Source organism: Pseudomonas sp. BCRC 81390, from assembly GCF_030341915.1.
In the GTDB taxonomy this organism is placed as follows: domain Bacteria; phylum Pseudomonadota; class Gammaproteobacteria; order Pseudomonadales; family Pseudomonadaceae; genus Aquipseudomonas.
The window spans coordinates 91,441-117,205 of record NZ_JATAAG010000033.1 but is presented as its reverse complement, the minus strand read 5'-3'; the positions used below and the strand labels follow the sequence as shown (position 1 = coordinate 117,205).

The window sequence follows — 25,765 nt, the reverse complement described above, 5'->3', positions numbered from 1 at the left end:
AATCTGAGCCAGGCTTGGTAGAAGCTCACTATCCAAGGGCACCCCTTCACGCTGACCTCGGCGTCATGGCTGAGGTTGAGCGTTTTTTCAATGCGGAGCGAGAAGTTTCGACAACCGTGTCGTAAAGCAAACCCATCCGCAGTCATCGAGCATGCAACTCGGAGTTCTGTATTACCCCTGCGCATCACAGAATGAACAGCAGCAACCAACACGACCGAACATTCCACGCACCAGACTTACCTGGCACAGGAAAAAGCTGTGACCTGCGCGATAGGGTGGTGACCAACTTCCTGCAAACATCTGCTTACACTTCGCACCTCGACCGGAAGCCCTTCCTCATTGCATGGTTTTCTTTTTAGCGAAACTACCGCCGAGTCATTTGTTTAATCAATGCCTACTGACTGGTAATTATTCTTACAAACACGTCTTACATATAGAAACCACACCACTCCCTGAGGATTTGACATGGACGATGAATCAGAACATAAAGTCCAGGATGCTGTGGACCGTATGTTGCCTGAGGCCCATCAGTACTCGTACTTCCAGCTTCTGGAGTCAATGTACCAGATACACGGCGATGATCTTGAGCAACGCCCCCTCTCCCGCGAAACCCGAAGACGCTTGCGGCTGGAGGTCTCTCCGAAACTGTCATTCCCCGTCGCCGATGTAATCAGTGCTGAGCGCATTGGGGACGATCGCTACAGCATTCAAGCCACCTTCCTTGGCCTGCATGGGACCGATTCACCGCTGCCCAGCTATTACCTTGACCAAGTGGCCTTTGAGCATGCGCAGGGCATTGGTGTACGCCCGGCCTACTTCAACTTCTTCAACCATCGTCTGCATACCCTGTTGCATCAGGGTTGGCGCAAGTACCGCTATTACCGGCGCTTCCAACCGGGCGCCACAGACGGTTTCTCTCGTTACATCTTCGCCATGATCGGCCTGGATGACGCGGCGTTGCGCGGGGCGACCGCCTTGCCCTGGAGCCGCTTGCTGAGCTTCGTGGGGATGATAGCCAGCCGCAGCCGATCACCGGGCATGGTGGCAGGCATGATCGCGCACTGCTTCGATCTTCGGGACGTGACGATCCGCGAGTTCGAGAAACGCGTCGTGCAGATACCGCAGTCTCAGCGCAATGGCTTGGGTTCGCGCAATTGCACGCTCAATGACAACTTCCTGGTGGGCGGCAGCACCGTGTCACGTAGCAGCAAGTTCACCATCGTGATCGCGGGACTGGACCAACAGCAGTTTCGCGAGTTCCTGCCCAGCGGTGACAACTACCACCGACTGGCCCGGCTTGTGGAGTTTCTGCTGCGCGATGTCGGAGCGTATGACCTGGAATTACGCATGCGTGCCGAAGAGGCACCGCCCTTCAGCCTCAGAGCCGAGCATGGCACCCACCTCGGCTGGACCAGCTTTTTAGCTGACCGCAATGACCCCACACCTCCCCCTGTTCGCATCACGGTACGCGCATGAGTACACATGTTCTCGCCCCCAGTCTTACCCTGGCCGTCCTCAACCCGGAAACACTCCTGCAAGGCAGCGAGCCGCAGTACCGCTTCGACAAGGCAGGCGGCACCCTTGGCACGCAAGCGACCTGGCGGCTGCATGATCGCGAGGCGCGCATCCTGCCGGTGCACTGCGAGATCCGCTGGCATGAAGGCCATTTCTGCCTCATTGACCACAGCGGCAAGAGCTTCATGAACGGCAGTGACACCGCACTGCTATCAGGCACACCTATACGGCTCAGGCACAACGACAGGCTGCAGATCGGCGATTACCAGATTGCCATCCGCTTGGGCCATGAGGACGAGGCAGAGGAACGGCTGGAGCTTCATTCTGCCAACAATCCGTTTTCAGCCCTGCAGGCCACACAGCCTCTGTGCCCACTGCAGGTTCTCGGCGAACCAGCTATCGATGCAATGAGTCTGTGCCTCCCCTCAGACCCCGTGCATACAGATGAGCTTGATCCCCAAGCGTATCTGGACCGTGTGGCGCAATCCCGCATTGACCCCACCATCGCCGAGATCTTCGGCATGGAGATGCGATGAACAAGCGCATCGGTGTGGTTCTCGCCTGCCTGACACTCAGCGGCTGTACCTCGATCAGCAAGGCATACCAGGTGATCAGGGACCCGACGCTCCCTGTCGGCGGCCCTACCAATGACATCAGCCATGTGGGGCTCAGTCTATATGCCGCTGATCCACCTACTGTCGCCAGCTCAGCTCACACGACGCTGGAGGAGCCTGCTCCGCCGTCTGACCAATCGGCGAGGCTGGCGGTGACCCTCAGTGCCACGGATGCCGTTGGGCTAACTGACAAGGTCGGTGCGCTGGCTGAACAACTGCACCAAAACTACCCAACATCACCCAGTGCGCCTGCCCAGTTGGCCAGTTACACAGCAGCGCAATCCGAAGCCCCCGAGCCCCCCATCCAAGCGCAGCGACAAGCACGCGCTTCCATCGCCTTCAAGGTGCTTCAACTCCGGGACGACTCCCTGTTGCTGGACGCCACATATGAGCAAGTGGAAGAAGATCTGGACAAAGCACTGGGCAGTACCCTGATCAGCGTTGACGACTTCCGGTTGGTGCCGGGCCATTTCAAGTTCATCGAACATGAAGAGATCAACGAGGGCACGCGTTACATCGCTGTCGTGGCGCACCTGGATGATCCTCAGGGCAAGTGGAAGGATGCCATACGCATCAAACCCCGCGGTTACCGCCACACCGTGCACGTCCACTTCGAGAACAACGGCGTCGAGCTGCGTCAGGACAGCGAATTTCTCCGCAACCAGTAACGCCTACTGAAAGAAGGAATAGCCGATGACTTCACGTAACGCTGTGCTGTGGAAAGAGTGCCACCGCCCGCACACTGGAAATTCCCCGGGGAGTTCCCGAATCTTGAGAGGCAACTCTGGGCGATCAGGCCGGACTGAATCGCTGTAGCAATCAAAGAAGAACCCCGATGCCAGTACTGGCATCGGGGTTCTTCTTTTATGAGCTATGTCAGCGCTTTGCCACTTCGTTGGCTACCCCTTCGCGCAACAACCGCTGCGGCAATTCGAAACCCGCAAACAGCTGGCGAGTGAACGGATTGTTCGCCCCTGTGGCGTGGAATTTGTAACGTGCGGAATCGCCGGCAATCCTGAAGCTCAAATCGACGCTGGTCCGCGTGCGAACGTTCAGCTCGCCGCGACTGAGCAGGCGATAGAACGACCATGGGCCGTGGTAGCCCAAGCTCACTGTCGCACCGGCGCTCTGCACCAAGCTGACTCGGCTTCGCCCATCCTCCCCGGCAGTGCCCGGCCAAGTCATGCCAATCGGGTCTTTGCCCTTGTCGGCAAATGCCTGCAATTGGCCGTCCACCGCCAAGACACTTCCCCGCAATCCATCGCTGATGGCCACCGGCTCCAGACCAAAGCTCACGTTCAGTTCACCGCGGTTGTCGAAAAACGCGTTGCGGATCGCTTCCGCCTGCTTCAGTTGCTCCATCACCTCCGGTCGGACCAGATACTGGTCATCGGCGCTGGAATAGAGCGCATTGAGGTTGTCCTTGAGGAAAACCGTGAGGTACTGGTCCTGAAAGCGCTTGAGTTGGCCTTGCGGGCCAAAGAAGGCTTCGAAATCCTTGAGCGAGGCATCCGGCCCTGCCGGGTCGATGGGATAGCGTGAAGCCAGGCGCTCCTGGTAGACGCTGTACACCTCCGCCGCCCAGCGCTGCTCCAGCTCGCGCAGCGCCATGACCATCAACACCTGGGAGGTCTGGTCCGCCAGTTGGCGAACATGCCGGTTCAGCGGTTCCGGCAAGCCCGTGGCAACGCGCTGCAGGTTGCGGATGGGATCGGGTTCTTTCTCGGAGAACCGGGTCAGCGCCACCGCCAGCGCGGCCTTGCCTTGATTCGGGTTGTCCTGCACCGCTTTCACATAGTCATACACGGCGCTGACGGCCTGCAGCGTTTCGTCATGGAAGGACGGCTTGTCGCCCTGCACATCGAGCATCCCCGAAAGCCCGGCAAACGACCGATAAATCCCCATGGCCTGTACGCGACCTGGTGGATTGCCTTGTGGCTGCTTCTCGTTGTCCACGGGCTCAGGGTAGATCAGCGTGTTGCCGCGCACCGTTTCCAACAATCGCCGCATGGGGGCTGCCGGGCCGGTGACCTGCTCCAGCACACTCACCGCATGGGCCAGGTCGGTGAACTCTGTAACCGAAAACTGGTTCAGCACCCGCCGCCAACTATCGATGTAATCGGCGCTGTACAAGGCACGCAGGCGTTCCGTCAGGGCCTGGCGGTCCACCTCGGAATAGTCGAGGGTGCGCCGCTCGCCCAATACCCACTGGTCGATCAGGGCGAGGTCGGCCACGTTCTGGCTGTGTTGGTCGAAGTAGTCCCGAAAGCCCCGCGCAGTGAGCAACGGTGGCAGCGACAGACTGCCATCGACGGCCGCCTGGTAGTTGCGCTGGTTCAACGGCACATAGACGATATCGAAGGCGGGCCCGATCTCGTTGCGCAGGTCCAGCGCACCGTGCAACTGCTGGGCAGCCTGGTGCTTCAGGCTGATGTAGACGCGCTGGGCCAGGGGCAGTTTGCGCAGCTGCTGTTGTGCCTCAGCTACCACGCGCCGGTAGCTCGGCAGCTCGACATCAGCGTAAGCGAGGCCGTACTGCAGATGACGCATCAGCGCCGCCTGCAACTGGCCTTGACCCGGATAAGCCTTTTGCCATTCACGGGCCATCCACTGCTCAACCAGTTCCGGTCGGCGATTGGCGCGATCCTCAATCATGCGGTACACACGCAGGGCGGCCAGCTGTTCGTCACTACCGGGCGCCGCCTGCTGGATGGTCGCCGCCACGCCGCCCGCAATCGCCGGTAGAAAGCGCCGGGCCAGTGCATTCAGGTAGGCCTGATCCACCTGTGGGCCGATGGCTTTACCCTGGTACAAGCCCATGTCCGTGAACACGGTCCAGCCTGAGCGATAGCCACCGTACAGGCTCACCGCATCGCGGATCTCATCCAGTGGTGCCAGCAGGTTGCGCCCGCTCAGGTCAGCTTTGCCGTCGGCGCTGGTGTTGGTGAACGCCTGGCTTTTCTCCAGCACCTGTTCGGCCTTGTCACGGTTGACGCTGTAGAAGTACAGCCAACCACCGGCCATGGCCAACCCGCACACGCTCGCGGCGATGGCGCCGCCTCGCAACAGGCGGACCTTGTGCTCGACAACCCGCTGGTTGTCGCCGGCCAAGCCGGCCTCGGGATAGACCACGCGTTGCAACAGTTGCTGGGCGAAATAGACCACGGAAGTGCCTTGTGGCTTGGTCGACAGTGCTGGCGGGCTGAAGGCAAAAGCACGGGCGGAGGCATCCGCGAGCAGGTTACGTACCTCTCCGCGCTGGTAGACCGAGGAAAAATACACGCCCCGCACCAACGCAGGCGTGGTGTATCGATCGCTGCTCAGCACGTCGCCCAGGAAACTCAGCAACATCTTGCGGGCACCACTCAGCTCCCTGAGCAGCGAGTAGGCACGTTTGCGCGCCGCTGGAGGCATTGCACCGCAGGCCGACTCCAGCGTGTCCTCAAGCTGCTCGATGAAGTGCTGGTAGGCCTCGCCCAGTTCCTCCAGCCAGCTGTCGAAATCCTTCACCGATGCCAGCGTAAAGGTGAAGCCCTGCACTTCTTCGCGCTCGCGTGCCGGCAGCTTGGCAAACAGTTCCTCAAAGCCGTCCAGCAGGTCAAACTTGCTCATCACCACGTACAGCGGCAGACGCGTGCCTAACTCAACACCCAGTTCCGTGAGGCGTGCGCGCAGCACGAAGGCCAGGTCACGACGCTCTTTTTCGGTTTGCGCGAACAGCTTGGTCATGTCCACCAGCAGAACCACGCCATTGAGCGGCCGACAACTGCGATTCTGCGCCAACCAGCCGATCATGTGCCGCCACAACCGGCGCTCAAGACCTGCTGGCAGCCCTGGCGGATTGGCTGGCTTGAGCGCGACTGGGGCGTTTGCCTCTACGGCTACAGGCGCATCCTCCTGAACGTCCTCAAGCGTCGCCGGGGGCGGCAGCGGATCGGGTGCCGGCACGGGCCGCTCCGGCTGGCTGATGAACTCACCAGGCGGATCGATCAGCACCGCATCGTCGCCCACCCACCAGTCGATATCGAACATCAGGTCCGGATCGGCGCTGGCCCCTTGAGTCGAGCTGCGCTCGGTGCGGGTCAAGGCAAAGCGTTGCTCCGAGCGACTGACGAAGCTGGACTTACCCGCGTTCTCTTCGCCCAAAATCAGGTACCACGGCACATCGTAGCGATACCCGCGGCTGCCCTGGCTGTCACGCAGGCGAGCCAGGCTGCCATCGAGGGCGCGCTGCTGGGCCTGCAGGTACACCAGGCTGGGGTCCTCTACCTCACGCCGCTGCCGTTGCTGCTCGCGCATGATCGAGCGATTGCGACGGTGCACCCACGCGCTCCACACCAGCAGCGGTAACACCACCAGCAGCACGGTGACGGCAATACGCACGGGCTGCTCGGCCAGTGGCTGCTGGTCACGCCACTGCCACTGCGGCCCCCACCACCATACCCCGATCACGGCAACTGCCACGCAGAGCACTGTGGCGATAACAACTACGGGCATCGCCTGACGCTGCAACAACGATAAACCACGCAGCAGACTGTCCTTTTTCACTTTCATAGCGGCAAACCTTACCGACTGCACTTTCGATGAATTGACGCACGCTCGAGGCACGAACGGCAAAAAACAGTAACAGCACCCGAAATTACTTATCAACGCCTAGCACTACGAAATAAGCGCTAACACTTTTTTTGAAGACGCCGCACGGCGATCTGCAATAAAGATTTAATAGCCGCACGCCACCACGGCATTTAAACCACGAACTTGTGGGAAGTTTCCTACAAGTCGCCCCGATCAATTTTTATTGCGTCGGGCTCGCCCCCTTAAATAGAGCGCTCGAAACAACAAACATGAAGTTTAAAGATTGGTTCAGGCAGGAGCTGCAGACCCTCCGGGAGCTGGGTGACGACTTTGTCGAAGACGAGCCGCGCCTGGCGCCTTTTCTCGGGCGCACCGCTTCGGACCCGCAAAGTGAGCACGTGTTGGAACACTTCGCCTTCCTGACCGCTCGCCTGGTCATGAAGCTCGAAGACCACCTGCCCGAGCTGACACACCCTCTGCTGCAACTGCTCTACCCCAATGTGCTGCGGCCGCTGCCGAGCATGACGGTGATGCAATTCATGCCGGTCGACCATGCGCTGAGCGAAACCCAGGTGCTGGCCAAAGGCACGCCGGTGTATTCCCGGCCGGTTGACGGCGTGAGCTGCGAATTCCGCACGTGTGCAGAGCTGGCCATCGCACCGCTGGAGATCCGCAGCATCGCGACGCAGCCCAGTGCCGAAGCCCCTGTGGTGCACATCGACCTGGGTGCCCTGTCCGAACAACCCCTGCGGCGCATGAAGTGCGACCGTTTGCAGTTCCATCTCGCCGGTGGCAACCGCAACGCGCTGCACCTGTACCAATGGCTGGCACGGCACCTGGACAAACTCTACCTGCACATCGGCCAACACCGCTTCGCACTGCCACCCGCCGTGACCTTCGTCGGTTTCGAGGTCGATGAAGCGCTGCTGCCAAGCGCAGGCGAGCAGATGGACGGCTACCGCATCCTGCACGAGTTCTTTTGCTTCCCCGAACGCTTTCATGGCTTTCGCATCGAGGGGCTGGAGGCCTACTGGCCGGATGAAGCCGCCGAACAGATCCAGCTGGAATTGCGCTTCAACACGCCCCTGCCACCTGACATCCAGATCGATCAGACGACGATCCTGCTCAACTGCGTTCCCGCCATCAACCTGTTCACCTGCAAGGCCAAGCCCATTCCACTCAATGAAAAGGCAAGCCACGCGCTTGTAAACGTGGGCCGCCAAGGCAGCGATAAAGACGAGATATTCAGCATCGATCACGTCAGCAGCCAGCGGCAGAAGTCCAAGGACCATGTACAGGACTTCAAGCGCTTCGAGGCCCTGTACCGTGATTTCCCACTGGGCGAACGGCTACCCGCGCTCTACTACCAACTGAACATCGAACAGGAGCCGGTCAACGATAAGGTGCAACACAAGATTGGCGTGGTGCATCACAACCTCGTGCCGTATCTGGGTGACCAGGAAGAACTGAACATCGAGCTGACCTGCAGTAACGGCGCCCAGGCGCAACAGCTGAAGGTGGGCGACATCGACCTGACCACCCAGGACACGCCCTCGTACATCACTTATCGCAACCTGACCCCACCCACTCGCAGCTACCCGCCCATGCTGCAAAGCGGTGGCCAGGGTGAGCGTCACTGGGCGCTGATCTCCAACCTGGCCTTGAACAACCTGTCGCTGTCCTCCCCGGCTGCGCTCGCTTCAGTGCTGCGGGTCTATGACTTTGTCGGTGCTCATGACCTGCAGCAGGCCCGCAAGACCGCTCAGCGCCTGGGCGCCATCAAGAAAGTGCACAGCGAGCCCTACGACTGGCTGATCAAGGGCCTGCCCGTACGCGGCATGCGCACCACCCTGCACATCGACCCTGACGGCTTCGAATGCGAAGGCGAGGTGCAGCTGTTCGGCAACGTGCTGTCCCACTTCATGGCGTTGTACGCCAGCAGCAATTCCTTTCATCAACTGCAGATCGTCAACACCGCCAATGCCACCCGCCAGCTATGGCCCGCCCGGGCCGGGCGGCAACCAGTAATGTGACCAGGAGGTCCGCCCATGAACAATGTGCCCGAGCAAGACTACGAAAGGGGCCACGCCGATGCCCGAACGTCTCCACCCCCGAACGCACTATTCCCCCAGGTTGACGCGCTTGGATTCGACACCCGCTCGAACACTGGCAATCCCATCCTCGACATTGCCGCGCCGCTGTTCGGTTTGGTCATTCGCCTGGAGGGCACCGAAAAGTACGAGCACGTCGAGCCGTTATATGGCCACGTCAAGACCATGATCCATGGCATGGTCGAGGAAGTGCGCCAGCTTGAGCACTGCGATGAGGGCGACCGCGTGGTGTTTTCCTACTGCCTGTGCTGTGTGGTCGATGAAGCGGTGATGACCACACCCTGGGGACGTGACTCACCGTGGAAGGCCCAGTCCCTGCTCAGTGCCATCCATCAGGAGACCTGGGGCGGCGAGAAATTCTTCAATGTGCTGGAGCGCCTGCTAGGGGCGCCGGAAAAACGCCGCGACCTGTTTGTGTTCCTGTTCTGGTGCCTGTCATTGGGCTACCGCGGCAAGTACGCCAACCAGACCAATGGCGACCAGGAACTGGAACACTGGATGGCGCGTCTGCGCAAGCGGATCGTGGAACTACGCGGCCCCAAAGCCCACTCACAACGGTTGACCGACCCTTTCACCAATGTGGCGCCCCGCCACTATCGCATGAACCGCCAATTGCCGTGGTGGACACCGTGGGCCGTCATGGGCGTGTGTTGTACCGCCGTCTACATGTACTTCGCCAGCAGACTCAACGGTATCACTGAACAAGTTCTGGCTTCGCTGCAAACGCTGTTGCAGCCATAACTTTCACCAGAACGAACCGACATGATTCAGCAGTCACTGTGCCTATCGGCGCAGCAAGTACGGCTTCACCATAAAAACGATAAGCGCTGCATTTAGCGAAACTTCCTACACGACTCTAGGAAACCACTGCAGCGACCTGGAAGGGATTCCTCGCTACGGTCTTGAGTGCACTTACGCCGCGCGTTCCATAACGCGTTCGGCTTCATGAACCTGCCGAAAGGATGAACAGCAGGAGTCTGCATGAGCAACTTGAACGATGTACGTTTCACCTTCAGCACGCCCGCCGATGAGGCAATAGCATTTGATGTGGTGTCCTTCGAATTGAAGGAAGGGATCAGCGAACTGTACCGACTGGAAATCGAACTTGTCAGCTTCGCCGACGACGCCGACTTTGCCACCCTCCTCGACCAGCCTGCTGCTTTGACCATCTGGCAACAGGATGAGGCTGTGCGCCATGTGCACGGCCTGATCAGCAGCTTCGAGCAAGGCAGGACTGGCCATCGCCGCACCCGCTACCGCGCCGTGATCGAACCACAACTGGCGCGCGCCGGCCTGCAATCGGACTGGCGCATTTTCCAGCACCGCCCGGTCCCGCAGCTGTTGGAGGAACTGTTCCGCGAACGCCAGTGGGGCACGTTGGCCCAGTACATGGTCAACCCGCACCAAAGCCGTGAGTTCTGCGTGCAGGCCGGCGACCTGGACCTGGACTTCTTCTGGCGCCTGTCAGCCGAGGAAGGCCTGATCTCGATCTTCGAGCACAGCGAAGGCAGCCATGGCGTGGTGCAGGCGGACAGGATCAACCAGTTCGGCAGCCTGGAAGGTGAGCCGGTGCTGTACGTCGCCAACCGTGGCGGCACCGAGCAGCAGCCCTGCCTGCACCATTTTGCCTACCGCGAGCAGGTGCGCAGCAGCCGCCAGGTCCAGCGCGACTACACCTTCACCCACCCGCGCTACAACCATGAGCACACCATGCTCCCTCAGGAGAGGGGCAATCAAAGCAACGATTACGAACGTTACGACTACCCTGGCCGCTACAAGCACGACAATGCCGGCAAACCATTCACCCAGACCAAGATCGATGCGTTGTTCAGTGATGCACGCGTGGCCGAGGTCGAAGGTGACGATGCCCGCCTGCAGCCGGGTATCGCCTTTCAGCTGAGCGGCCATGCCCGCGAGGACATGAACATTCTCTGGCGCCCCCTGCGCATCACGCACACGGGCCGCCAGTTCACCGCACTGGAAGAGGACGCGGCCGAGGCCGAGGTTGGCACGTCGTACTCGCTGACCGCCACCCTGATTCCGGCACAAGTCGAATGGCATGCCCCTGCCCGCCCCAAGCCGGTCATCGAAGGCCCGCAGATGGCCAAGGTGGTCGGGCCGCCCGGTGAGGAAATCTACTGCGACGAGCATGGCCGCGTGCGGGTACAGTTTCCCTGGGATCGCTTCGGCCAGGGCGATGACAAGAGCTCCTGCTGGGTGCGGGTCACCCAGGCCTGGGCCGGTGCCACCTGGGGCCACATGGCCATTCCGCGCATCGGCCAAGAGGTCGTGGTCAGCTTTCTCAACGGCGACCCCGACCAGCCGATGATCACCGGGCGCAGCTACCACGTGGTCAACCGCCCACCGTACCGCCTGCCCGAGTTCAAGGCCGTCAGCCCGATCCGGAGCAAGGAGCACCACGGCAAGCGCCATAACGAACTGCGCCTGGACGACACCACCGGGCAGATCAGTGCAGCGCTGATGAGTGATCACGATCACTCGGCACTGAATCTCGGCTACCTCACCCATCCCCGCCATTTTGGCGGCAAACCTCGTGGGCAAGGTTTCGAACTACGCACCGATACCCACGGCGTGGTGCGTGCGGGTGGCGGGCTACTGTTGACGACCGAAGCTCGCGCTCGCGCCAGCGAACACCATACGGACCTCGCCGAAACCGCCGAGCGCCTGAAGGCCGCTCAGGAATACCACACCACCTTCGCCAGTGAAGCCCGCGACCACCTTGCCCAGGAAGGCGGCGATCAGGATGAAGTGGGCGATGCCCTCAAGGCACAACACGACGCCATTCGCGGCAGCGGCGGCAACCCTGAAGCCAATCGTTTCCCTGAACTGGCCGATCCGCAACTGGTACTCGCCAGCCCAACCGGCATCGCCGCCAGCACCCCGGAATCCACCCATATCGCCAGCGGCGAACATCTGGGTTTGAGCACGGGTGGCCATACCAGCATGGCCATCGGCAAACGCCTGCTGATCAGTGCCAGCCGTGGCGTGCGGCAGTTCGTGCAGAGCATGGGCTGGCGTTTGGTGGCCGCTTCCGGCGACATCGACCTGCGCGCCCTGAAGGACAACATCAACTTGGTGGCCAAGCTCAAGGTCAGCGTCACCGCCGAACGCATCACCCTCAGTGCCAAGGAGGAACTGGTGATCCAGGCCGGTGGCAGCAGCACGACCTACAACGCGGGCGGCATCGTGCATGCCACGGCGGGCCAGTACACCGCGCACGCGACTGACTTCATCTACAAAGGCTCGAAGAGCGAAGCAGCAGCGTTTCCCGACGAGATCAAGGCGGGCCAGGGTAATCTGGAACTGTTTCAGCACTATGCGAGCCGCCATGCCTACGAGATGGCGGACTACCGCGTCGAAGACGCATTGGGTCGGGTGTTCACAGGAAAGCTGGATAGCGAGGGCTTCGCCAGCGTGGCAGGGCTCGCCGCCGGACCGGCCAAGGTGACATTGGGCAAGGATCCGACTGATACATGGTCGCCAGCGAGCGAGATCAAACAGTCTGGCGATGCCGCCATTAGCTCGAAAACCGCCGAGCTCGCAGCCAAGGCGGCGGAGCAGGTTGCAACTGCAGTTCTCTCGAATGCCGCCCCCCCAAATGCCTCGGTAGCCAAGGGACTGCTCAATCAGCCTCTGATGAACCGCGCCCCCGAAGAACTGGAGAGGTTAGTCACCGCCGCCGTGGGGAAAACAAGACGATGACCGCACCTTCCGCACGTCCACACGAGACGGCCGTCGCGCCTATCAGAGAGATCCCCCCGGAAGACATTGCAGAAAGTGCAAACAATGTTGACCTCTGGCTCAGGCAACTCAGCGAAAACAGGCTGACCCTCGCCGATCTGAAGATGGCTGCTGAGTTCATTCCCATCGCTAACAACATCATGGCGGCTGTTGACGCCGTCAGCGATATGATCACGCTCGCAGAGAACAAGAACAGAACGCTGCTCGACTGGGTCAGCCTCGGCATAAACCTGATCGGTGTAATTCCAGTCCCTCCCGTTATGGCCTTTGCAAGAAAGAGCCTTAGACCTGCCTTGCACCTAGCCAAGCAGCAGGTCAAAGCAAATCCGAAAGCAGCGATCGGCGAAACCATAGTAACCGTCCTGACCGGACACCTGAACGCAACGATCCTCGGCGAGTTGGAGAACTTCGTTACCTTTGCAGAAGCCGAACTGTCGCAAATGCTTGCGAAAAGCGGCGCGTCTGCGAAGGCATTGATGCTTACGATCGCCAAGGGTATCGACGACTTCCTGAAAGGACAATTGAAGCATGCGCCGGCAACCAAAAGCGACGAACTTTCGTGGCTGGAGGAGATTGCAAAACATGCGACGCTTCCCCTGGAAGTCGCTACCGTTGCGGCGCTCAATAGCTTATCGCGACTGATCCCCCCTTACATAAAAGCCATTGGCTTCAAATACGTTGCATTACTTCGACACCTCGCTACCGAGGTGGAGCAAAGTCTCAAGGACCTTGGCAACGCTCAACTAGCCAACAGCATTGGCCACATCCTGTTAATGCTGCGAAACGCCGCTGGGCGCAAACGTGCTCAGCTCAATACCAGTGTTCCTCCAACCGGCATAAGGCAAGCCAGAGGGGTTAGCCGCCAGAACGAACTGGGCGCGATCAACAGGCAGCCTGGCCCGAGGCAGGATGCAAAGCCCGAGAAGAATGGCGCCTGCGCTAGTACATGCCACAACATCACTTTCGCGCGCGGCTCTGAACAGTTGATTCACACTGATTTTATGCTTCTTGGATCCTTCACAGTTTCTTGGGCACGCAACTACCGATCCAGTCAGTCCGCCCTTGACGGCGGCCCATTGGGTGCACGATGGATATCTCCCTACACTGTCTACTTTGAAGTCACCGATGAAGCACTGTGCTACCAGGCTGCTGATGGTCGTTCCCACAGCTACCCACTGCCCAAAGTCGGAAAATTCCATCATGACCCCGTCGAAGAAGTCGTACTCGTTCGGACGGGCGAGCGAACGCTTTCACTCGCCAGAGGACATGCGCTCGAAGAGCAGTATGAGCGGGTCGGCGACATGTTCAGGCTCATCTGCATACGCCAGCGCGGCGGAGCCAGCATCGCCCTCCACTACGAGCATTTTCATGAAGGAACCCAAGTCCTCTCTGATCTGCTGACCTATCAGAACGACCAGCCCCATCAACACGTCCAAACTCAACTTGATCGTACCGGACGCATCGAGAGCTTGTGGTTGATGAAGGCTGGAGAGCCGGTTCGACAGCTGGCCGCCTATCGCTATAGCGACGATGGAGACCTGATAACTGCCCTGGATGAGCATGGCAGGCAGTGGAACTACGAGTATCGGCATCATTTGATCACCCGGTACACCGACAGGACTGGCCGGGCAATGAACCTGGCATGGCTGGGTGAAGGGCCGGATGCCAAAGCCATCCACGAATGGGCAGACGATGGCAGCTATGAGGTGCGCCTGGAGTGGGACAAGCACATCCGCCTTACCTACGTCATGGACGCCCTGGGCAACGAAACCAAGCACTACTACAACATTCAGGGCTACACCTATCGCATCGTCCACCCCGACGGCAACGAGGAATGGTTCTTCCGCGACGATGCCATGAACGTGGTCCAACATGTGCACCGCGACGGCAGCGTTGACCACTATGCCTACGATGAGCGCAGTAACCTGTTGCAGCACACTCGTCCAGATGGCACCTCGGTCCACCACGCCTACGATGACCTCGACCAACGTTTTAAAACACGGGATGCCGAGGGGGGATTATGGCGATATGACTACGACCAACGCGGCAACATCATCGAAACCACAGACCCACTGGAGAACAAGACCCAGTACACCTACAACAGCGACAACCTGCCCATTGCCATCACCGATGCCAACGGGGGCGAGAAAAAGCTCACGTACAACCACGACGGTCAGCTGGCTAGCTACACCGACTGCTCTGGCAAAACGACTCAGTGGAAATACGACGCGCTCGGCCAACTTACCAAGCTTATCAACGCTGCCGGTGAGGTAACCGAGTATCACTACGACGCAGGGCACCTCACCAGTGTCGTCCATCCGGACCAGACCCGAGATCGCTTCGAATATGACGCTGAAGGCCGGCTGCTCAGCTTCACCGACGCTCTGCACCGCCGTACCCGCTGGGACTATAACGAAGCCGGGTTGATTCATCAGCGCCACAACCCCAACGACACCACCCTCACCTACCACTGGGACAAGCTCGGCCAACTGGTGCGCCTGCGCAACGAGAACAACAGCGAAGCCACCTTCGCCTACGACCCCGTAGGCCGCTTGCTCAAGGAGACAGGCTTCGACAAGCAGGCCACCGACTACCTCTACGACAACGGCAGTGACTTGCCTACCCGTCGCCTCGACGGCGACCGCATCACGCACTTCAACTACGACCCCATGGGCCGTTTGGTCGAAAGCAACGCTGGGCAGCGTGGCGGCAAGGAGTGGGAAACCGAAACCTTCGCTTACGACGGCAACGGCAGACTGCTGCTCGCCGAGAACAAGGACTGCAAGCTGCAGTGGTTCTACGATCTTGCGGGCAACAATACCCGTGAGCACCAGCACTTCAAGTACATGCAGCAGCCGAAGGTCGCCGTCTTCACCCACGAATACGACGCCCTCAATCTGCGGGTCGCCACCACGCGGCCTGATGGCCATAGGGTCAGTTGGCTCACCTATGGCAGCGGACACCTGCTTGGCCTCAAGTTTGATGATCGCGAACTGCTCAGCTACCAACGCGATGACCTGCACCGGGAGATTGGCCGCGAACAAGGCAATGGCCTGATTCAGCGTCAAACCTGGACTGCGAATGGTCAATTGCTCGAACAAACCTTGGCGCACCATGGTGCCACCAGACGCATTGCGGCTCGCAATTATCGATACGACGAAAGCGGCCAGCTTACCCATGTCAACGACCTGAACCGGGGTGACACGTACTACCGTTACGACCCAGTGGGCCGACTGCTCGAAGCCACCCACAACTACAGCAAGGAGACATTCGCCTTCGACCCGGCGAGCAACCTGCTGGATCCCGACGCGCCGCCTGGACCGAACCCGCACTCACCGCGCAAGATCAACGACAACGTGCTCCGCAGCTACTGCGGCACGCAATATCGATACGATGAACGTGGCAACCTGCTGGAGCGGATCGAGAACGGCAAGGCAGGTCATTTCACGTGGGACCTCTACAACCGGCTGCGGCGTTACGAAGATGATCGGCTGATCGTCAGTTTCGCCTATGACGCATTGGGCCGTCGTCTATACAAGAACTCACGCGCCAAGTACCGGGATCGGCCTCAGGCAGGGCCATTGTGGAACGAGAACGCTCGACGGCAGCGGGATGAGGAACTGGGCTGCGGATTCACCTGGTTTACCTGGGAGGGCGACACGCTTGCCACGGAATGCCGTGATCAGAAGGAACGGGGCGGCAGCACCACTCACTATGTGTTTGAGCCAGGGACGTTCATACCTGTAGCCCAAGCTGTGACCAATACTGTCTTGGACCTCCTGCCACAGCCCCTCTATGGCGATCATTACAGCATCGATAGAGATCCGATCTGGCTGCACAAGCCCAAAGCAGGGCCGATTGATGCGTTTGTTTGGTATCAATGCGATAAGCTCGGTACGCCTATGGAGCTGACTGACGAAGATGGGCGGATAGCCTGGAGCGGAGTTTATAAGTCTTGGGGATTTGCTAAAGAAAAGCTAAGTGACAAAGCTGGATTGGTGGATATTGGAAATCAGTTGCGCTTTCAGGGACAGTACTTTGATATTGAGACAAGGCTACATTACAGCAGACATAGATATTACGACGCGAATATTGGCCGATTCATCAGCACGGATCCGATTGGATTAAAAGGGGGATTAAACCCATATATTTATGCACCCAATCCATTTGAGTGGATCGATCCACTAGGTCTGGCAAAAGTTAAACCAAGCGGCACGCCAAAACAAGCACAACAAAAAGTAAGAAGAGAACAAGCTCCCACGGAAATTACAAGAATTGACGCCCCGGAAAAGGACGTACCCAAAAGCCAATGGCATGCACATTGCCCCTGCGGCTCGGGGTACAACCTAGACGGATCCATTCACGACAAAGGAAAAGGAGAAGTCACATTCTCGAAAAAGACTATAGAATGGCTTAATACTCATGGTTGGAGAATTGAAAAATGATGAACATACAAAGCACTTTCAAAGAAATAACTCAAAACGAACCTTGGAACGAATTAAGCACATTTTTTGACGAATACGAATCATTTGAGGAGATCCCTCTTGTATCTCGATACAAAAAAATATTCAAACTAACCCGTGAATTCCAAACTCCAGCCATCACAGCATTCCTAGTAAACACTGCTTTTTTCACTTTAAACTCAGCCATGCTTTTCGCTCGACTAAACAGAATTCGCACCAACACCCGATTCTACGCGTTAACCTTTACTGATTTCACCACAACCAACCCTGAAGAACCCCCGATACCTAACTTCTTCATACACGCAAGAGAGTCAAGAGAAATTTTCTTAAAACGCTTAACTTCAAGTGGATCACAAAACAATTCGCCAGAATTAAACCTGATCAAAGAGATATTTATAGAGTGCCACTTAGAACCTATATTTTCCTTCTACGAAAGTAGATTTTTCGACGACGCATGCAACGAAGAATTCGTCAGAGTCTTTGCAGTACTTCGATAGCCATATTTGCATGATATTGAACGGAGCATCAATTGATGCTCCGCCCCAATGCCCGCCAATGCATCAACTCACAGAGATCAAGCCACCACGCCTTTCCTAAAACACGGGATGCCGAGGGGGGATTATGGCGATATGACTACGATCAACGCGGCAACATCATCGAAGCCATAAGGGTGAGCGTTTTTTCTCAACGCTGAGCGAGAAGTGGATCAAGTGCCAGACAGAAGTCTGCGTTGAGGATCTGGAGGCGTCGATCGACACTACCTGTAACCTACACCCAAAACCCAAAGCCATTTCGGGGGCACAAGAAGGCCGAGGACATCCTTGCCTCAGTCGCTCGTGCGGCACGAGCGCTGGGCAAATGATTTTTCAATGGCATTTTCTGAAACACCACAGCTGTGCGGAAGCGGGTGTGACCGCGACGAGGCTGCTAAGCAGCCGTTCGGTCAGCCCTCGAGTGTGGCCATGTCGATGACGAAGCGGTACTTCACATCACCGGCAATCATCCGCTCGTAGGCCTGGTTGATGTTGCGAATATCCAGCAATTCGATATCGCAGCGAATGTCATGCTCGGCGCAGAAATCCAGCACTTCCTGGGTTTCGGCGATCCCGCCGATCAGGGACCCCGCCAGCACCCGACGCTTCAACACCAGATTGGCCGCGTGCACAGCCGGGTCGATCGGTTCGATCAGGCCTACCAGAATATGCACGCCATCGAACTTCAGTGTTTCCAGGTAGGGATTGAGATCATGCTGCACCGGAATGGTGTCGAGCAGGAAGTCGAACCGCCCGGCTGCTGCGCGCATCTGCCCGGCATCGGTGGACACGATCACATGGTCGGCACCCTGGCGACGCGCTTCCTCGGCCTTGGCTTGCGAACGGGTGAACAGCGTGACCTCGGCGCCCAGGGCCTTGGCCAGCTTGATGCCCATGTGGCCAAGGCCGCCCATGCCAAGGATGCCGACCTTGTGCCCGGGACCGACGCCATGGTGCTTCAGCGGCGAATAGGTGGTAATGCCGGCACACAGGATCGGCGCGGCGCTGGGCAGGTCCATGCCGGCTGGAATGCGCAGCACGAAGTGCTCGCTGACCACGATGCTGCTGGAGTACCCACCCATGGTATTGCTGCCGTCGACCCGGTCCGGGGTGGCATAGGTCATGGTCGGGCCTTCCAGGCAGTACTGTTCCAGGTCCTTGGCACAGGCTTCGCAGTGGCGACAGGCGTCGACCATGCAGCCGACCCCGACCAGGTCACCGACCTTGTGCGCAGTCACTTTATCGCCCACTGCGGTGACGCGGCCGATGATTTCGTGGCCAGGCATCAGCGGGTACACGGCAATGCCCCACTCGTTGCGTGCCTGGTGGATGTCGGAGTGACACACGCCGCAGTACAGGATCTCGATGGCGACGTCGTCCGGGCGTGGGCTGCGGCGCTCGAAAGTCATGGGCGCCAGGGGGCTGGTGGGCGTCTGGGCGGCGTAACCGATGGCGGTATACATACAGGACCTCGCTGTGAAGTGAAACGGTTCAGTCGGCGCATTTTGCGCGCCATGGACCGCCCCGCCCACCGCTGATCCTCCGGCATTCATGCCTGATTCTCCGAACATGTCTTGCCGCAGCTGGCGCCCAGCCTACAATCTGCGATGATCAGGCTGTCTGATTCTCTGCCCTGGTTGACCATGCAACTGACCCGCCACGTCGACGCCAATGCAGCGCTTTGCGTGCTGATCCGCCGCCTCGCCACACGCCCCGGCTTCGTGCCGACACACCTGCCCCAGGTGCAGGTACTGAGTTGGGACCATTACGTGGCCAGCAGCCCGCAGATCTACGAACCCAGCCTGATGATCCTGGCCCAAGGCAGCAAACTGGCACGCCTGGGGCTTCGAACCCTGGAGTACGGCGCCGGGCATTATCTGGTGCAGGCATTGTCGGTGCCGTTCATGTGCGAAACCTTTGCCACCCCCGAAGCGCCGCTGTTGGGCGTAGCGGTACACATCGACCGCGGCGTGCTCGGGGAGCTGGTGCAAAGCATGGACCTGGCGCCGGATGCAGCGGTGCAGGCACAAACGCCGCAATCGATGACTTCCGCGGCGCTCGATGCACCGATGCGCGAATGCGTGGAACGCCTGTTGCACTGCCTGCAGGACCCGCTGGATGCCAAGGTGCTGGGGCCGGCGCGGGTACGCGAAGTGCTGTATACCGCTTTGCGTGGCCCACAGGCGGGCGTATTGCGGGCATTGGTCGAGCAACAGGGGCATTTTGCCCGCATTGGCGCCGCCCTCGCCCACCTGCGCGAGCACTACGCCGAGCCGCTGAGCGTGGAGGCGCTGGCCGCGCGTGCCAACATGAGCGTGTCGACCTTTCACGAGCATTTCAAGCGCTGCACTGACATGGCGCCGATGCAATACCTCAAGCGCCTGCGCTTGCTCAAGGCCCAGCAGATGCTGATTGGCGAAAGCCTGGGGGTGGCCCAGGCGGCCCACCGGGTGGGGTACCAGAGCACCTCGCAGTTCAGCCGCGAATACAAGCGCCAGTTCAACCGCAGCCCAGGCGACGAATTACCCTATCAAAGCTTGCCGGTTTGAGCTGAAGGGCTTTGCCGCCGGGCAATCTCGAACCGTCACTGGCGCTCGACCATCGCCATGATGGCCGCCTGCAGTTCGGCCTTGGCCGCCTCAGCTTCCAGTTCTCCCGCCGCAGCCGCCTGCGACAAGGCGTCCGCTGCCCCCACCAACAGGCGCATGCCAGCAGCCCCGACGGTACCACTGGGAGAAAAGCCGGCCAGCGCCTCCCGACACTTGTCCAGAAAGGGCTGCTCATAGGTCCGCTTGAGCGCTTCCATCTCCGGCGACCCGGCCAACGCGGCCGAGACGCCGGGTATTTCCGCCCCCTGGCTCACCACGCAGTCGACGTAGGCCTCGGCTATCACCCAGGCGCGGCTGGCCAGGCTGGCGTCACAGCGCGCCAGGGCCTGTTCCAGCATGCGCGACTGGCGGGCATCGTATTCCTGATACAGCGCCACCAACAGCCCGGTACGGGTTTCGAAATGGTCGTAGACCACCGGCTTGGTCACCCCCGCCTGCTCGGCCAGACGGCCCAGGCTGAGGGCATCGGTGCCCTCCTCGCGCACCAGCTGCCAGGCCATGTCGAGCAGCTGGCGACGGCGCTCGTCACGGCTCAGGCGCTTGCGCGTGCGGGTTGGATCATCGCTTGACATCGTTTACCTACCAAAAGTAACTTACTAGACGTAACTTACCTTGAGTATATAGCGCTGAAGGTCACCCTGCATCCTCATCCAGGAGATTTACCATGCATGCTTTGATCGTCATCGGTCATCACGACCCGCAGTCCCTGACCCACGCCTTGGCCCGCCAGGTTGCCGATGGCCTCGCCCAGGCAGGCCACAGCAGCGAAATCGCCGACCTGGCCAGCGAAGGTTTCGACCCACGGTTCGGTCTGGCCGACCATGCCGTGCACCGCCGGCTGGCTGCCCCGCCAGCGGATGTAAGCAAGGAGCAGGCACGCATCGAACGCGCCGATGCCCTGGTGCTGGTGTACCCGATTTACTGGTGGTCGCTGCCGGCCTTGCTCAAGGGCTGGGTTGAGCGGGTGTTCAGCAACGGTTGGGCGTTCGACTATGACGGCAGCTCCACCGTGAAGAAATTGCGCGGCATGAAGGTGCACCTGGTCGGCGTCGCCGGCGCCGACCGCGGTACCTTTGAACGGCATGGTTATGGCGAAGCGATGCGCGTGCAGATCGAGCACGGCATTTTCGACTATTGCGGCGCCGAGGTGCTCAGCTCCACCCTGCTGTACGACAGCGAAGGTATCGACCCGGCACCGCACCTGCGCACCGCGTGCGCACTCGGCGAACGGTTGTTCGCCGCTTGCAAAGTGACGGCCTGAGTCAGTTCGACAGTGGCCACTGCGCCAAGGGCCAGTAGGCGCCCTTGCGCGACTCGTAGAGGGTGAAATGGCGGGCAGCGAGGAAGAAATCCGGCGTGCTGCTGGCTTCTGGCGGCTGGCCGCGAAAATCCCTGGCCAGTGTCAGGTGCGGGCGATAGTCACGGCTGGCCGCTTCCACGCCTAGCGGCAACAGCGCTTGCTGCAGGCCGTACACCAGCTGCAACAGCGCCGCAGGAGGCTGTTGTGCCTCCAGCACCAGGGCGTTGGCCCGCTGCCACACCTGCAAGCGATCAAGCAGCAGACGAGGGGGTGTGGTGGGTAGCGCCAGTTGATCGACCGCCGCGCAAATCGCAGGCACCTGAGCGGCATTCACATCGCCGAGAAACAGTAGTGTCACATGGAAGTTGGCGGCTGGTACCGGCTTGCCGCTGCGCAGGTTAAGACCGCGTCGCCACTCGGCCAGCGCCCGGCGCTGGGCATCGCTGACCGGCAAGGCGAAAAACAGCCGCTTGAAAGGGGTGCTGCTGCGTACATCCTGACTCATGAGAGCTCCCGAACATGAAACGTTTGCGCGAAGCCGTAGCGTATTACACCTAAGTCGCCCCGGTGTTTCGTAACAATAGGTACAAACTACCCCCATGATTGTTTATGCTGGCTGGCTAACGCCATGGCGCATGGCTATTTTTCGACAAGTAAACGTCCATGAAAATTGCACTCGTACTCCTCTTCGCCCTCTCGATCGCCTATGTTCACCTGCGCGGTCGGGTTCGCCACAAGCTGACCCGTCAGTTGGGCGACCACTCCAGTTTCCTGGCCCCGGTCAACAGCTTCCTGTACTTGTTTTCCAAGCACCCGGCCAAGCCTTACCTGCCGGTGGAAGCCTTCCCGGAACTGCAAACGCTGCAGGACCACTGGCAGGAGATCCGCGAAGAGGCGCGCCAGCTGCTGCATGTGGGCGAGATCAAGAAGTCCGACAATTACGATGACGTCGGTTTCAATTCCTTCTTCAAGACCGGCTGGAAGCGCTTTTATCTGAAATGGTACGGCGAAAGCCACCCCTCGGCGATGACCCTGTGCCCGCGCACCACCGAGTTGCTCAAAGGCATCGGCACGGTCAAGGCCGCGATGTTCGCCACCCTGCCACCGGGCGCCAAGCTGGTGCGTCATCGTGACCCGTATGCCGGCTCGTACCGCTACCACCTGGGCCTCGACACACCCAACGATGACGGTTGCTACATCGACGTCGACGGCGAGAAGTACTCGTGGCGTGATGGTGAAGGTGTGGTCTTCGACGAGACCTACATCCACTACGCGGCCAACACCACCGAGCACAACCGCATCATCCTGTTCTGCGACATCGAACGCCCGCTCAAGTACCGCTGGGCAACCGCGTTCAACCGCTGGTTCAGCCGCAACGTCATGGCGGCCGCCGCCGCGCCGAACGATGCTGGCGACAAGACGGGTGGCATCAACCGGCTGTTCACGCGTATCTACAAGATCCGCGAACGGGGCAAGGCGCTGAAAAAACGCAACCGCACCCGCTACTACCTGGAAAAGTGGGCGTTCGTCGCCGCGCTGCTGCTGGTGTTCATCTACATCTGACCGGCCCTCGGGCGATTGCAGAAGCGGCCTTGCTGGGCCGCTTCAAGCCCGCCAGCACCAAAGTACAAGTCTCACTTCCCGCGCTTCGACTAGCCTGAAAGCTCCACTCGCAACCTTACCAAGGTGAAGACAATGAGCATGATGGACTGGGACGCCTACCGTAAGCAGTTGATGGCCGGTATCGGCGATCTCAAGCAACTCTCCCCCGACACCGTTGCCGGCTACATGACCGCCAGCGGCGCGGGTGCCAAGACCAACCACCTGGACGCCAAGACCCGCGAGCTGATCTCCCTCGCCGTGGCCGTGACCACCCGCTGCGATGGCTGCATTGCCGTGCACTCGCAGCAAGCCGTCAAGCACGGCGCCAGCCGCGAGGAAATCGCCGAGGCTCTCGGCGTGGCCGTGGCGATGAACGCCGGTGCCGCGCTGGTGTATTCGGCGCGGGCCCTGGATGCAGTGGGCAAGGCCACCGACTGAGGGCAACCGGCGCCGTCGCCCTTGCGCGACGGCGCCGCGCCCACCAGACTGGGCAGCCCAGCCCTTTCAGGTACCCGCATGATCCATATCCGCCCCATGACGGCCAAAGACTTCGAGCACTTCTGGCCCACCTTCCAGACTGTTGTCCAGGCCCGGGAAACCTATGCATTCGACCCGGCGCTGAGCTTCGAACAGGCGCGCCAGCTGTGGCTGGAAATGCCGTTGCGCACGCTGATCGCCGAGGCGGACGGCGAACTGCTTGGTTCCTATTACCTCAAGCCCAACGCCGCCGGGCCTGGGGCGCACGTGGGCAATTGCGGCTACATGGTCTGCGAACGCGCCCGTGGCCGGGGTGTGGCGCGGTTGATGTGCGAACATTCGCAGAAACTGGCACGCCAGGAAGGCTTTCTGGCCCTGCAGTTCAACTCGGTGGTAGCCAGCAACGAAGTGGCGGTGGCGCTGTGGCACAAGCTCGGTTTCGAAACCGTTGGCCGTTTGCCCAAGGCCTACCGCCATGCCAGCCTCGGGTTGGTCGACTGCCTGGTGATGTACAAGTGGCTCGCTGATGAACCGGTGGTGGAAAAACCGCCGCTGCTGATCGGGCGCAAGAATATCGAGGCGCGGGTTTCGCGGCGACGCGGGCGCTAAGCGCTTCTTCCTGAACCGGCCTGTTCGCCGGCCTACCCGCGAAGGGGCCGGCACGGGCAAAAATCTCTACCAACCCGGAAGAATTTAGTTATAAGATAACGTTTCATTTGACATCCATTCCTAGCAGCGACCCGCCATGACCAGCGCCATTGCCACTCCCACCCTGCTCACCCAGCGCCTGCAGAGCATCGATGCCCTGCGCGGCCTGGTGATCCTGTTCATGCTCCTCGACCACGTGCGCGAGACCTTTTTCCTGCATCGCCAGGTCAGCGACCCGATGGCCATCGACACCACCGAGCCCGCGCTGTTCTTCAGCCGCACCCTGGCCCACCTGTGCGCCCCGGTGTTCGTCCTGCTGACCGGCTTGTCGGCCTGGCTGTACGGCGAGAAACACCAGGGCCGCGGCGATGTCTCGGCATTCCTGTTCAAGCGCGGGCTGTTCCTGGTCGTACTGGAGTTCACCATGGTCAACTTCGCCTGGACCTTCCAGCTGCCGCCAAGCGTCATCTACCTGCAGGTGATCTGGGCCATCGGTATCAGCATGATCGCCCTGTCGCTGCTGGTGTGGCTGCCACGTGGCGCGCTGATCGGCCTGGGCGCGACCCTGGTCGCCGGGCATAACCTGCTCGACACTGTGCACTTCGAGGTCGGATCTACCCTGCATGTACCTTGGGCGATCCTGCATGATCGCGGCTGGCTGGAGGTCTCCGACAGCCTGCGCCTGCGCACCTCCTACCCGGTATTGCCGTGGATCGGCGTGATCGCCCTGGGCTATGGCCTGGGCCCTTGGTTCGCCCGTAGCAGCGATAGCGCTCAGCGCCAGCAACGCTTGCTGCTGGCCGGCCTGGCTGCGTTGCTGGGCTTTCTCGTGCTGCGCCTGTTCAACGGTTACGGCGAGGCACCGTGGGGCGTTTACCCCACGCTTACACAAACCCTCATGAGTTTCTTCAACATCACCAAGTACCCGCCCTCGCTACTGTTCCTGGCACTCACCCTGGGTTGTGGCCTGCTGTTGCTGCGCGCCTTCGAACGCGCCGGCCAGGCGCGCTGGCTCAATGGCCTGGCGGTATTCGGCGCGGCGCCGATGTTCTTCTACCTGCTGCACCTGTATGTGCTCAAGCTGCTGTACCTGGCCAGCGTGGCGCTGTACGGCCGCAACCAGGGTGACTACTTCGGTTTCGATGGCATCGGTGCCGTATGGCTGTGGGCGGTGCTGCTGGCGGTTTCACTGTACCTGCCGGTGCGCTGGTTCGCCCGTCTCAAGGCGCGGCGACGTGACATCGGCTGGCTGAAGTACTTGTGAAAAGCGTTTCACCCGGCGGCACGATGGTCTACCATGCCGGCCGCCGGTTTCCATCACGGAATCAATAGGGAATCCCAGGCCCAAGCAAACGGGCCAAACGGAACTGCCCCCGCAACTGTAGGTGCCGAGCCTGCTCCACCGATGCCACTGGGTCGCTGACCCGGGAAGGCCGGAGCCAGGCCATGACGCATCAGTCAGGAGACCTGCCGGCCTACATTCACCAACCGGCGGGGTGTCCGGGATTGGCCATCAGTGTTGCCCCTGCCGTCAGCAGGGGCCCGGCGATGCCTGT

At 60.1% G+C, this 25,765-nt stretch carries 18 protein-coding genes, 1 pseudogene and 1 riboswitch; of the genes and pseudogenes, 15 read left to right on the top strand and 4 right to left on the bottom strand.

Annotation, left to right across the window (positions count from 1 at the left end; genetic code table 11):
* Nucleotides 1-465 precede the first annotated feature (465 nt).
* The 3 genes from tssG to tssJ are packed head-to-tail and all read left to right on the top strand — an operon-like array spanning nt 466 to nt 2,797.
* Nucleotides 466-1,476, top strand: coding sequence for a type VI secretion system baseplate subunit TssG (gene tssG, locus QSV36_RS12815; RefSeq protein WP_289132052.1), 1,011 nt, complete (start codon nt 466-468; stop codon nt 1,474-1,476).
* Complete coding sequence (locus QSV36_RS12810) at nt 1,473-2,051, top strand: FHA domain-containing protein (RefSeq protein WP_289132048.1); 579 nt, start codon at nt 1,473-1,475, stop codon at nt 2,049-2,051. Before tssG ends, QSV36_RS12810 begins: the two co-directional genes overlap by 4 nt.
* Nucleotides 2,048-2,797 carry a type VI secretion system lipoprotein TssJ gene (gene tssJ / locus QSV36_RS12805; protein WP_289132045.1) on the top strand — a complete coding sequence of 250 codons (750 nt, stop codon included), beginning with the start codon at nt 2,048-2,050 and terminating at the stop codon, nt 2,795-2,797. The genes QSV36_RS12810 and tssJ overlap by 4 nt, the downstream gene beginning before the upstream one ends.
* Before the next feature lie 208 nt (nt 2,798-3,005).
* On the opposite strand, the gene tssM is transcribed toward tssJ, so the two are convergent.
* Complete coding sequence (gene tssM, locus QSV36_RS12800; RefSeq protein ID WP_289132042.1) at nt 3,006-6,683, bottom strand: type VI secretion system membrane subunit TssM; 3,678 nt, start codon at nt 6,681-6,683, stop codon at nt 3,006-3,008.
* Between the two features lie 290 nt (nt 6,684-6,973).
* Here tssM and tssF point away from each other — a divergent pair, with 290 nt between their 5' ends.
* The 6 genes and pseudogenes from tssF to QSV36_RS12775 all read left to right on the top strand — a co-directional run.
* Complete coding sequence (gene tssF / locus QSV36_RS12795) at nt 6,974-8,737, top strand: type VI secretion system baseplate subunit TssF (protein ID WP_289132039.1); 1,764 nt, start codon at nt 6,974-6,976, stop codon at nt 8,735-8,737.
* A 15-nt stretch (nt 8,738-8,752) separates the two neighbouring features.
* Nucleotides 8,753-9,556 (top strand): type IVB secretion system protein IcmH/DotU, encoded by an 804-nt coding sequence (icmH, locus tag QSV36_RS12790; protein WP_289132036.1) that lies wholly within the window; start codon nt 8,753-8,755, stop codon nt 9,554-9,556.
* Between the two features lie 240 nt (nt 9,557-9,796).
* Entirely contained in the window at nt 9,797-12,538 is a 2,742-nt protein-coding gene (locus tag QSV36_RS12785; RefSeq protein WP_289132033.1) for a type VI secretion system Vgr family protein, read from the top strand.
* Nucleotides 12,535-17,022, top strand: a complete 4,488-nt coding sequence (locus tag QSV36_RS12780) for an RHS repeat-associated core domain-containing protein (RefSeq protein WP_289132030.1) — start codon at nt 12,535-12,537, stop codon at nt 17,020-17,022. Before QSV36_RS12785 ends, QSV36_RS12780 begins: the two co-directional genes overlap by 4 nt.
* Entirely contained in the window at nt 17,019-17,537 is a 519-nt protein-coding gene (locus tag QSV36_RS25920; protein WP_353853234.1) for an Imm15 family immunity protein, read from the top strand. Before QSV36_RS12780 ends, QSV36_RS25920 begins: the two co-directional genes overlap by 4 nt.
* Before the next feature lie 175 nt (nt 17,538-17,712).
* Nucleotides 17,713-17,902, top strand: a pseudogene (locus tag QSV36_RS12775) (IS630 family transposase); the annotation flags it as partial.
* Between the two features lie 81 nt (nt 17,903-17,983).
* On the opposite strand, the gene calA reads toward QSV36_RS12775, so the two are convergent.
* On the bottom strand, nt 17,984-19,036 hold the full coding sequence (gene calA / locus QSV36_RS12770) for a vanillin reductase (RefSeq protein WP_289132028.1): 1,053 nt from the start codon (nt 19,034-19,036) through the stop codon (nt 17,984-17,986).
* Between the two features lie 180 nt (nt 19,037-19,216).
* On the opposite strand from calA, the gene QSV36_RS12765 reads away from it, so the two are divergent.
* Nucleotides 19,217-20,122: an AraC family transcriptional regulator gene (locus QSV36_RS12765; RefSeq protein ID WP_289132025.1), complete on the top strand. Its 906-nt coding sequence runs from the start codon at nt 19,217-19,219 to the stop codon at nt 20,120-20,122.
* Between the two features lie 35 nt (nt 20,123-20,157).
* Here the strand turns inward: QSV36_RS12765 and QSV36_RS12760 are convergent, their stop codons facing one another.
* On the bottom strand, nt 20,158-20,754 hold the full coding sequence (locus QSV36_RS12760; protein ID WP_289132023.1) for a TetR/AcrR family transcriptional regulator: 597 nt from the start codon (nt 20,752-20,754) through the stop codon (nt 20,158-20,160).
* A 92-nt stretch (nt 20,755-20,846) separates the two neighbouring features.
* On the opposite strand from QSV36_RS12760, the gene QSV36_RS12755 reads away from it, so the two are divergent.
* A complete protein-coding gene (locus tag QSV36_RS12755; protein ID WP_289132022.1) occupies nt 20,847-21,443 on the top strand; it encodes an NAD(P)H-dependent oxidoreductase in 597 nt (198 codons plus the stop codon).
* A gap of 1 nt (nt 21,444) precedes the next feature.
* Here the strand turns inward: QSV36_RS12755 and thpR are convergent, their stop codons facing one another.
* Entirely contained in the window at nt 21,445-21,987 is a 543-nt protein-coding gene (gene thpR / locus QSV36_RS12750) for an RNA 2',3'-cyclic phosphodiesterase (protein ID WP_289132020.1), read from the bottom strand.
* Between the two features lie 158 nt (nt 21,988-22,145).
* On the opposite strand from thpR, the gene lpxO reads away from it, so the two are divergent.
* The 4 genes from lpxO to QSV36_RS12730 all read left to right on the top strand — a co-directional run bounded on the left by lpxO (nt 22,146) and on the right by QSV36_RS12730 (nt 25,473).
* Nucleotides 22,146-23,045: a lipid A hydroxylase LpxO gene (gene lpxO / locus QSV36_RS12745; RefSeq protein WP_289132018.1), complete on the top strand. Its 900-nt coding sequence runs from the start codon at nt 22,146-22,148 to the stop codon at nt 23,043-23,045.
* A gap of 132 nt (nt 23,046-23,177) precedes the next feature.
* Nucleotides 23,178-23,522 (top strand): carboxymuconolactone decarboxylase family protein, encoded by a 345-nt coding sequence (locus tag QSV36_RS12740; RefSeq protein WP_225777259.1) that lies wholly within the window; start codon nt 23,178-23,180, stop codon nt 23,520-23,522.
* Between the two features lie 78 nt (nt 23,523-23,600).
* On the top strand, nt 23,601-24,170 hold the full coding sequence (locus QSV36_RS12735; RefSeq protein ID WP_289132015.1) for a GNAT family N-acetyltransferase: 570 nt from the start codon (nt 23,601-23,603) through the stop codon (nt 24,168-24,170).
* A 136-nt stretch (nt 24,171-24,306) separates the two neighbouring features.
* Nucleotides 24,307-25,473: an acetyltransferase domain-containing protein gene (locus QSV36_RS12730; protein WP_289132013.1), complete on the top strand. Its 1,167-nt coding sequence runs from the start codon at nt 24,307-24,309 to the stop codon at nt 25,471-25,473.
* Between the two features lie 27 nt (nt 25,474-25,500).
* Nucleotides 25,501-25,698, top strand: a riboswitch (cobalamin riboswitch).
* Nucleotides 25,699-25,765: the final 67 nt, after the last annotated feature.